Genomic DNA, 8,398 nt, shown 5'->3' with positions numbered 1-8,398 from the left:
CAACCCCGGACGAAGTGCGGTGACGACACGTGCCCCTTCCGGTAGACCATCGGTAATTTCAAGTCGGGAATCGAGAGTTCTCTGGCCGAAGACGACATCACGGCGGTGCAGCTCACCATCCTCGACAGTCCAGACCGTACCTTTGGTTCCGTCGAAATGTTCGACTGCGGCTTCCGGCACCAAAAGTGCCTTGTCGAGGGTGCCGGTTGTAATGAAGATCTCGGCCTGCTCGCCGAGATGAAAGCTTTCCGGGCAGAGATCACAAGCGATATAGACGCGGCGCTCTTCACTTACACGATCGCTTTCAATGTCAATGCGGGTTATATGGCCTTCGAACATCTGCCGGGGCAAGGAACGAAGGCGAACCTCGGCGGACTGGTTAATCCGCACATCTCCCGCACGCGCTTCATCAACATAAGCAAGCACCCAGACTGTTTCCGGAGCCACCAGCGTGAAAAGTGCGTCACCGGAGCTCAAGACCGAGCCGAGTTCTTTATGGCGTTCAACGACAATCGCATCATAGGGCGCCCTGAGCACATGATGATCCAAAAGAACTTTTTCCACATTGAATTGCGCTCGGGCGTCTTCAAGAGCAGCTCGTGCGACATCAACGTCGCTGATCGCCACTGCCAGTTCGGCGGCGGCCACGTCTTGCTCCATTTGAGCTTCCTCGGCGCTTTCGGCAGAGACCGTCTGCCGGGCAACTAACGCTTGTTTACGTTTGTTCGTTTGTTGCTTCTGAGCGAGAACGGCACGTGCTTTACCGACGGCGGCTTCCGCCATCTTTACCACCGCTTCCACGTTGACGATGCCAGCTTTCGCCTTGGCAACGCGGGCTTCCTGTTCGGCGCTGTGCAACCGCGCCAGGATATCGCCTTCTTTCACCCAGTCGCCTTGATCGGCATTCAACTCGACAAGCGCGGCACCGACTTCAAAACCGACTTTCGACAGGATGCGGGCCTCCACGGTGCCAAGTCCAAAGACCTGTATCGGCACATTTTCGGCAGGGTGCGCAATCTCCACCGGCAACGGACGCATGAAGATGAAAAGGAAAACAGCCGCAGCAACGGCGCCAATTGCCAGCAGGAGCAAAAGATACCGGAAAAGACGTGTTCTCATGATGCGTTCCTTTCTTCGCCAGTCCCCGCATTTCCATAAGCGAGGCCCTTTAGTTGAAGTTCAAGAAGGCGGTTTCCTTCGTCCGTCAGATCAAAGTTCCGGCCACTGATGGACCATCTCACAGCAAGCCCCTGCACTAATCCGATAATAAGATAGGCAGCATCGTCGGGATCGATATCTTCGTTCAGCTCACCCGCTGCACAGGCTTGTGCCACTAAATCAGCGATCACCTTGTGAAAGCGGCTCATAAGTCCAAAAAAGGCGGTGCGGAGCCCCTTGTTCTTGGTATGTAGTTCCCGCGAAAAAAGAATGGCGGGGATTGCAGGAGTGGATTGGATCAGCCGCAGTTGTGCGCCGATGAGCGCGCGTATCCTGTCTGTTGCAGGAGTATCGCCGCTCTCGGCTTTTTTCCAGCGCGTTTCCATCATTGCCCCAACGCGTGCGGCCACCGCCTCCCATAAATCCTGTTTCTTCGGGAAATGCCGGAATATTCCCGGCTGGGTGAGTCCCACGGCCTCCGCAATTGTCTCTGTTGTCAGCCGGTCAGGCCCAAGCTTGTCAGCCAGACGAAGGGTGGCGTCAATGATTTCAGACTTGCGGGTTTCGGCAGGTTTACGAACGCGCATTATACAGAATCCCATTTAGTTAGTTATTAATCACTAATTAATATGCCATCGGATATTTGTCAACTCTCTATCTGACAGAGCGACATTAAACTCGTTAGAAATAGGCCGATGATACAGGTATTCTGGTATTGTCGTCTATGTGGGGCAGCTTAATTGAAGCCTAATTGCTGTTCCGAGTTTGCGAATACCACGACGAGCAGTTCGCAGCAGGATCGCAATCAATGGCGTATCGGTACTTCGAAATCCACCTCGAAACCGTCTGCCCTCCCTGGCGCGGGAGAATATAGTATAAGCGTCGCCTGCGTTCCGTCAGCGATCGCCTGTACAATGGACAGACCCAGTCCGCCACCATCAGACAAGGAGTGCCCGCGCTCAAACCGCGCTGTGAGTTTCGCCAATGTCTCTGGTGGCACTACCGGACCGTCGTTTATCACACGCAGTAAACCATTCGCAGTCATTATCACCTGTATAGGAGTATCGCCAGTTCCGTGACGCAGCCCATTTTCAATCAAATTGCGCACGAGGATGGCAAAGGCGTCCGGATCGATATCAGACAGTACTGCCGTATCCGGCAAGTCAACCTCGATGCGCTCCGTCCCCGCGATCCGCTCGAATTCCGAAACTATCATGCGTAGCACAGGACGGATATCTGATGCAGTGTTACGACGGAGCTGTCCACCTTCCGCGCGGGCTAATTGCAATAATTTTTCCGAAAGCCGGTTCAGGCGTTTGAGCGAAGCTTCAATCTCCACCCCCCTTTGACTCACGACAGCATCAGAGGTTTCAGTCATCAACCGCTGGATTTGAGCCAGTGCGGCTGCCACAGGAGTGCGAAGCTCATGCGCCGCATTAGCAGTAAAACTACGCTCCGCTTCCATCGCGCGGCGTAGCCTATCAAGAAGCTGATTGACGGCCTCGGCCACCGGTGTGATTTCACTCGGAAGGTTGCCATTATCTACTGGCGACAGATCGTACTCATCGCGACTAGCCAGCTCGGCACTAAAACGTCGAACAGGGTCAAGGCTGCGCCAAACAATAACAACAACCCCAATCAAACTAAGTGGAATGACCATAATTAACGGGAAGGCGAGCCCCACCAAAGCTTCGCGCGCAACCTCGATGCGGTAGTTCAACGGTTCGGCGACCGCGATAGTAATCGTGCCTTGCAGGGCGGCATCGTAATAGAGCCTGTGTGTTGGCGTCTGGCGAAACCCCAAGCCTTCGAAGGGCGGAAAGACCGCGTCTTCGGCCCCGTGCGAACGCAACAGCACGCGTCCCTGATCGTCGCGCACGATATAGGTAAAGAATTCCTCGTGCTGGCGTAGAGTAGCGATGCGCTGACTGATACCGAGTTCTTCGCGATCAAGAATATCCAAAACCGCGAGCGGCAGGATACGTTGTGCCGTTTCTTCGAGCGTTGAATCGAAGACTTCGTTCATTTCCCCTTGCAACAGGGTGGCCGTGATCCATGCGGTGACGAGCCAAACGATGGCCAGCCCCAGACCCAATCCGAGCGCCAGGCGAGCTTGCAATGAACCTGGCCACCTCATGCAGCACCCAACCGGTAGCCCAGGCCGCGTACCGTCTCAATCCGCTCACGTCCCAGCTTCTTGCGTAACCGGCTGACATGAACCTCAATCGTATTGCTCTCGATTTCGGTGTCAAAAGAATAGAGTCGTTCTTCAAGCTGCGCCTTCGAAAAAAGCTGCCCCGGACGTTGCACGAACGCCTCAAACAATACCCATTCGCGTGCGGTCAGGACTATTGGACGCCCGCTGCGACGGACCGATTTAGCAGCCAGATCTATCTCCAGGTCGCCAAGTGTGACCAATGGGTTGGGGTTTCCGGAATAGCGTCGTGCAACGGCACCTACCCGCGCCGATAGTTCGGACAGGTCGAAAGGCTTGACCATGTAATCGTCAGCGCCTGCATTTAGTCCCTCGATCCGGTCGCTAATCTGATCAAGCGCGGTCAGGATGATTACCGGTGTTGCGTTGCCCCGCGCCCGAAGCGCGCGCAGAAACGGCTGGCCACGCCCATCAGGAAGCATCAGATCCAGCAGGATCAGGTCGTAGATAGCCACGTCTAAATATTCCCCCGCCGCATCAAGCCGCGTGGCCCAGTCGATGGAATGGCCGTCAGCGGTGATCTGGTCGCGCACCGCAGCACCCAGCACCCTATCATCCTCGATCAGCAAAACACGCATGTCTTCTCCGTCCCGTTCCGTTTGCTTCCCCTCTATCTCCCATGAAGCTGACACGTACCTGAAGCGGAAAGCCGGCACGCTTCAGGTCAACGTCAGGAAAGCGAGCAACAATAGTATATCACCAGAAATTTCAGGAGATAAGAAGATGAAGAAATATCTGATTGCCGCAACATTTGTAACTGGCCTAGCTGGTCTCGGTACGATGGGTATGGCCCTTGCCGATGATGATGACTGCCGTGTACCCATGGCCGATTGGCAACCACGCGAAGCCGTCCAGAATATGGCCGAAGCACAAGGCTGGACCGTACGCCGGATCAAGACCGACGACGGTTGCTATGAAATCAAGGGGCGCGATGCCCAGGGCCGCGAAATCGAGGTCAAGGTCGATCCCGGCACGCTGGCTATTGTGGAAATGGAATATGATGACGATGACGATGACGACGATGATCGTGGTGGCCGCGACATGAACCAGAAGCCGACTGGAACGAGCCAACCACCCGCCAACGGTCTGTTTGTCCCTGGCAGCAAGCCCGGCGCGGTGGTTCAATAATGACCTCTGTGACTAACGTCAAAGCTCCGACGTTACCACCAGCGCGGCGGAGCTATTCACGCCCGATAAAATCTTACAATAGGCTGAAGCGAATTCCTGTTTTTCGTCAGGAAGATGTCAGCCGAAACCATTAAACAGACCTCGGAACAATGTAATCCGGAGATATTCCATGAAAACCCTGTTATATGCCCTCGCCTTGTCCACTGCCCTGACTGTTCCGGCAATGGCTCGCCCCGTTACACTGACGACCAACATGAACTCTTATGGCGGTGACGGCGCCTATCTTGCGCTTTACGTCACCGACGCGCAAGGCGCCTATCAAGGGAGCCTGTGGATGGCCGGTGGCAAGTCGAAATATTACACCCATCTCAGCGACTGGTATCGCGCCACGCAAGGCAATCCGGCTGAAATCAATGGTATCACGGGCGCCAGCGTTGGCGCCGGTCGACAGTTAAAAATCACGCTCGATCTGGCCGATGCCCTGTTTGACGCGGGATATGAACTGCATATCGACGTCTCGGCCGAGGATATGCGCGACAGTCCGTCAGAAGTGGTCGTGTCGCTGACCACCCAAGGGGCGGGCCAGCCGGTTCCGGGCCGCCGCTACATCCGTGATTTCACCTACGATATGTAACTTGCAAAAAAGGAATTCGCTATGCTGCGTACGCTGCATAAGATCCCCGGCCTCATCGCGGCGTTGCTGATCGTCGTCATTGCGCTCAGTGGCACGTTTCTGTCCGTCTTTCCAGCGCTGGAAGTGGCGCAGGCTCCGGCACAGTCCGAAACAGATTTGACGGTGGCCACGCTGGCTGATCGTGTGGTCTTAGCCTATCCCGGCGTCGAACAAATCCGCCGCGCGCCGTCGGGGCAGATCACCGCGTTTTATTTTGACGGCGGGCGGCCCGGCGCGATGGTGATCGACCCCGCAACGGGACAGGGCGTGGAGAATTATGAACCTTCCGCTATCCAACGCTGGATGACTAACTTGCATCGCTCACTATTCCTGGACGATGCTGGCCGGTTGACGGCGGCGGCTGGGGCGGCCTCGCTTCTGGTGCTGTCGCTGTCGGGGCTGATGCTGACCGCGCGGCGGGTCGGCGGCTGGCGGCGTATCTTCTCGCGTCTGCGGGGCCCGCTTTTGGGGCGGTTGCATGTCGAGTTGGCTCGGCTGACAGTGGTCGGCTTACTACTGTCTTCTACCACCGCGTTGTTCATGACCGCCAGCACCTTTGGTCTCGTTCCCGAGGACGGCGACCCACCTGCATTTCCAACCGAGGTGAGCGGACAGACGGGGGCAGTACCCGGTGCCATTTCCTTACTGCGTGACACGCCGGTGGCGGCGTTGCGTGAGCTGACCTTTCCCTACCCCGTTGACTCGACGGATGTCTTCACGCTCAAGACCGCCAGTGGCGCAGGCTATCTCGATCAGGGAACCGGTGTCACTCTGGTCTGGATGAATCATGGTCTCTGGCAGCGCGTTACTGAGACGATCTACATGCTGCACACCGGACACGGAGCCGCCTGGCTGGGCATCCTCCTCGGATTGATGGCGCTTGGCGCACCGGTTATGGCGGGTACGGGCGTGATCCTCTGGGTACAGGCTCGCCGTACGCGACCACGGATCAAAAGCAATACGGCAGCCGGACAGGCCGACACGATCCTGCTGGTTGGCAGCGAAGGCGGCAGCACCTGGGGCTTCGCCGCGACGCTGCACTTGGCGTTGACACAGGCGGGCCAGAAGGTTCATACCGGCGCGATGTCACAGTTCACGCCCAGCCGCTATAAGCGTGCCCAACGGGTGATCGTCTTGGCCGCCACCTATGGCGAAGGTTCTGCGCCGGCTTCGGCCAACGGGTTCCTGGACCGACTGGCAGCCCTACCGCAAGCACCGGAGATACCGCTGGCTGTTTTGGGCTTTGGCGACCGGCAATTCCCGGAATTTTGCGGCTATGTCGCCGATGTTAAGCGCGTCGCAGATGAAAAGGGCTGGTCGCAACTGTTGCCGATGGCGACCGTTGACCGCCAGTCGCCGCAGGAATTTGCCCGTTGGGGACGCGACCTGGGTCAGGCGCTCAACCATCCGCTGGAGCTGTCACACAGCCCCGCGACCCCGCACAGCCATGTGCTGACCCTGATCTCTCGCCGCGATTACGGTGCGAAGGTGCAGGCCCCTGCAGCGATCCTGCGCTTTGCCATTCCGAATGCCGGACTTCTCGCGCGGTTAACAGGGCACGAGTTTTCGCGGTTCTCGGCAGGCGACTTGCTGGGCATCATCCCGGAAGGCTCGACCGTGCCACGCTTCTATTCTTTAGCTTCGGGGTATAGTGATGGCTTCGTGGAAATCTGCGTCAGCCGTCATCCCAGCGGTCTCTGTTCCGGTCAGCTTCTGGATCTAACCCCCGGCCAAAGCGTCCAGGGCTTCGTCCGCCGCAATTTCGATTTTCGAATCGCAAGTAACACCAAACCGGTGATCCTGATCGGCGCAGGGACCGGGATCGGGCCATTGGCAGGGTTTGCGCGCGGTAACCATCCCGGACGACCTATGCATCTCTATTTCGGGGCAAGGCATCCCAACAGTGACTTATTCTATGGCGAGGAATTGCAGAACTGGCAGGCCGACGGTCGGCTCACCTCGGTCACCACGGCCTTTTCCCGTACCAGTGCGCGCGCCTATGTACAGGATGCCTTGCGTGCCGATTCCGCGCGGGTTGTTCGCCTGATCGGTGAGGGCGCACAGGTGTTGGTCTGCGGCGGGCGTGATATGGCGGCGGGCGTCGTCGATACGCTGGCCGATATTCTGGCGCCCGCCGGACTCACACCCGACTTGTTGAAAACAGAAGGACGTTATGTTGAAGATACCTACTGATCTCACATGCCACAAACTGAATGGCCCAACGATGGGCACCCGCTGGTCGGCGCAATTTTATGCACCCGCCGTGACCGACCCCGATCCGATCCATGCGGCGCTGGTCGAAAGCGTGGATGTAGTGGACCGTCAAATGTCCACATGGAAAGCCGACAGCGATCTAATGCGGATTAACCGTGCCACTGTCGGCACATTGGTGCCGGTACCTGCAGAACTGATGGAGGTTCTGACACGCGCACTGGAGATAGGGCGACTCTCCAGCGGCGCGTTCGACATTGGAGTAGGCGATGTCGTCGCCGCATGGGGTTTCGGACCACATGAGGCGAATGAGAGTGCGATGCGGGCGGCCCTTGGCCATGCCCGCCCCATGGCGCATGAAATACTGGACCTTGACCGCGAGTCCCTCCATGTTCGCAAACAAACCCCGATTACGCTGGACTTGTCCGGTATCGCCAAAGGTTATGCTGTAGATCGGATGATGGCGGCGCTAAGCCATTTCGGGATTACAGATGCCCTGGTGGGCCTCGACGGAGAGATACGCGCACGAGGGCAGCGTCCCGACGGCAAACCCTGGACTATAGCGCTGGAGCGGCCGGATTTTGAGGCGCGCGCCGCGCTTTCCATTCTCGAATTGAAAGATTGCGCGGTCGCAACCTCGGGTGACTATCGACACTGGGTCGATGTTGGCGGCAAACGCCTCTCCCATACTATGGACCCGGCGCGGGGCGGACCGGTAATGGGATCACCAGCCTCCGTGACAGTTCTGGCAGAAAATTGCATGGACGCGGATGCCTGGGCGACAGCATTCATGATCCTCGGATCCCGGAATGGGAAAAATCTTGCGCAAAGACTTGGGTTAAGTGCGATTTTCATTGATCGTGACGGGGAAACCCTGCGCGAGAGTCGCGTTGGTTGGGTGGATAGACAAAAGCCTTCAGCAGAATCGTCATCTATTGATACCACGGGTATTCTCGGTCGCGCCTTAGACAATGAGACGCAAACAAGCTAATTTGAGCTGGATAGGGCTCTAT

Annotated in this window: 8 protein-coding genes; 4 read left to right on the top strand and 4 right to left on the bottom strand. The window is 57.3% G+C overall.

Annotation, left to right across the window (positions count from 1 at the left end):
* The 4 genes from LKE13_RS09805 to LKE13_RS09790 form a co-directional block, all read right to left on the bottom strand.
* Positions 1-1,119, bottom strand: a 1,119-nt coding sequence (locus tag LKE13_RS09805; protein ID WP_227950722.1) for an efflux RND transporter periplasmic adaptor subunit, incomplete at its 3' end; no start/stop codon positions are given.
* Positions 1,116-1,745, bottom strand: coding sequence for a TetR/AcrR family transcriptional regulator (locus LKE13_RS09800; protein ID WP_227950720.1), 630 nt, complete (start codon positions 1,743-1,745; stop codon positions 1,116-1,118). The genes LKE13_RS09800 and LKE13_RS09805, both read right to left, overlap by 4 nt.
* 218 nt (positions 1,746-1,963) lie before the next feature.
* Complete coding sequence (locus tag LKE13_RS09795; protein WP_415776509.1) at positions 1,964-3,295, bottom strand: ATP-binding protein; 1,332 nt, start codon at positions 3,293-3,295, stop codon at positions 1,964-1,966.
* Positions 3,292-3,951 carry a response regulator transcription factor gene (locus tag LKE13_RS09790; protein WP_227950716.1) on the bottom strand — a complete coding sequence of 220 codons (660 nt, stop codon included), beginning with the start codon at positions 3,949-3,951 and terminating at the stop codon, positions 3,292-3,294. The genes LKE13_RS09795 and LKE13_RS09790 overlap by 4 nt, the downstream gene beginning before the upstream one ends.
* Positions 3,952-4,096: 145 nt before the next feature.
* Between LKE13_RS09790 and LKE13_RS09785 the strand changes: the two genes are divergently transcribed.
* From LKE13_RS09785 to LKE13_RS09770, 4 genes are all read left to right on the top strand, one after another.
* Entirely contained in the window at positions 4,097-4,501 is a 405-nt protein-coding gene (locus LKE13_RS09785; protein ID WP_227950713.1) for a PepSY domain-containing protein, read from the top strand.
* A gap of 169 nt (positions 4,502-4,670) precedes the next feature.
* Entirely contained in the window at positions 4,671-5,135 is a 465-nt protein-coding gene (locus LKE13_RS09780; RefSeq protein WP_227950711.1) for a DUF2271 domain-containing protein, read from the top strand.
* A gap of 21 nt (positions 5,136-5,156) precedes the next feature.
* The gene (locus LKE13_RS09775) at positions 5,157-7,367 is read left to right on the top strand and encodes a PepSY domain-containing protein (protein WP_227950709.1); all 2,211 of its coding nucleotides are present in this window, start codon (positions 5,157-5,159) and stop codon (positions 7,365-7,367) included.
* On the top strand, positions 7,348-8,376 hold the full coding sequence (locus LKE13_RS09770) for an FAD:protein FMN transferase (RefSeq protein ID WP_227950706.1): 1,029 nt from the start codon (positions 7,348-7,350) through the stop codon (positions 8,374-8,376). Before LKE13_RS09775 ends, LKE13_RS09770 begins: the two co-directional genes overlap by 20 nt.
* Positions 8,377-8,398: the final 22 nt, after the last annotated feature.

Source organism: Sneathiella sp. HT1-7 (genome assembly GCF_020731145.1).
GTDB lineage: Bacteria > Pseudomonadota > Alphaproteobacteria > Sneathiellales > Sneathiellaceae > Sneathiella.
Note: the sequence above shows the minus strand (reverse complement) of the source record. Positions and strands in the feature narration are given on the sequence as shown.

Excerpts from the sequence above, each read along its gene's own strand:
- LKE13_RS09800 (WP_227950720.1), bottom strand. The coding sequence starts at position 1,745 with ATGCGCGTTCGTAAACCTGCCGAAACCCGCAAGTCTGAAATCATTGAC.
- LKE13_RS09795 (WP_415776509.1), bottom strand. The coding sequence starts at position 3,295 with ATGAGGTGGCCAGGTTCATTGCAAGCTCGCCTGGCGCTCGGATTGGGT.
- LKE13_RS09790 (WP_227950716.1), bottom strand. The coding sequence starts at position 3,951 with ATGCGTGTTTTGCTGATCGAGGATGATAGGGTGCTGGGTGCTGCGGTG.
- LKE13_RS09785 (WP_227950713.1), top strand. The coding sequence starts at position 4,097 with ATGAAGAAATATCTGATTGCCGCAACATTTGTAACTGGCCTAGCTGGT.
- LKE13_RS09780 (WP_227950711.1), top strand. The coding sequence starts at position 4,671 with ATGAAAACCCTGTTATATGCCCTCGCCTTGTCCACTGCCCTGACTGTT.
- LKE13_RS09775 (WP_227950709.1), top strand. The coding sequence starts at position 5,157 with ATGCTGCGTACGCTGCATAAGATCCCCGGCCTCATCGCGGCGTTGCTG.
- LKE13_RS09770 (WP_227950706.1), top strand. The coding sequence starts at position 7,348 with ATGTTGAAGATACCTACTGATCTCACATGCCACAAACTGAATGGCCCA.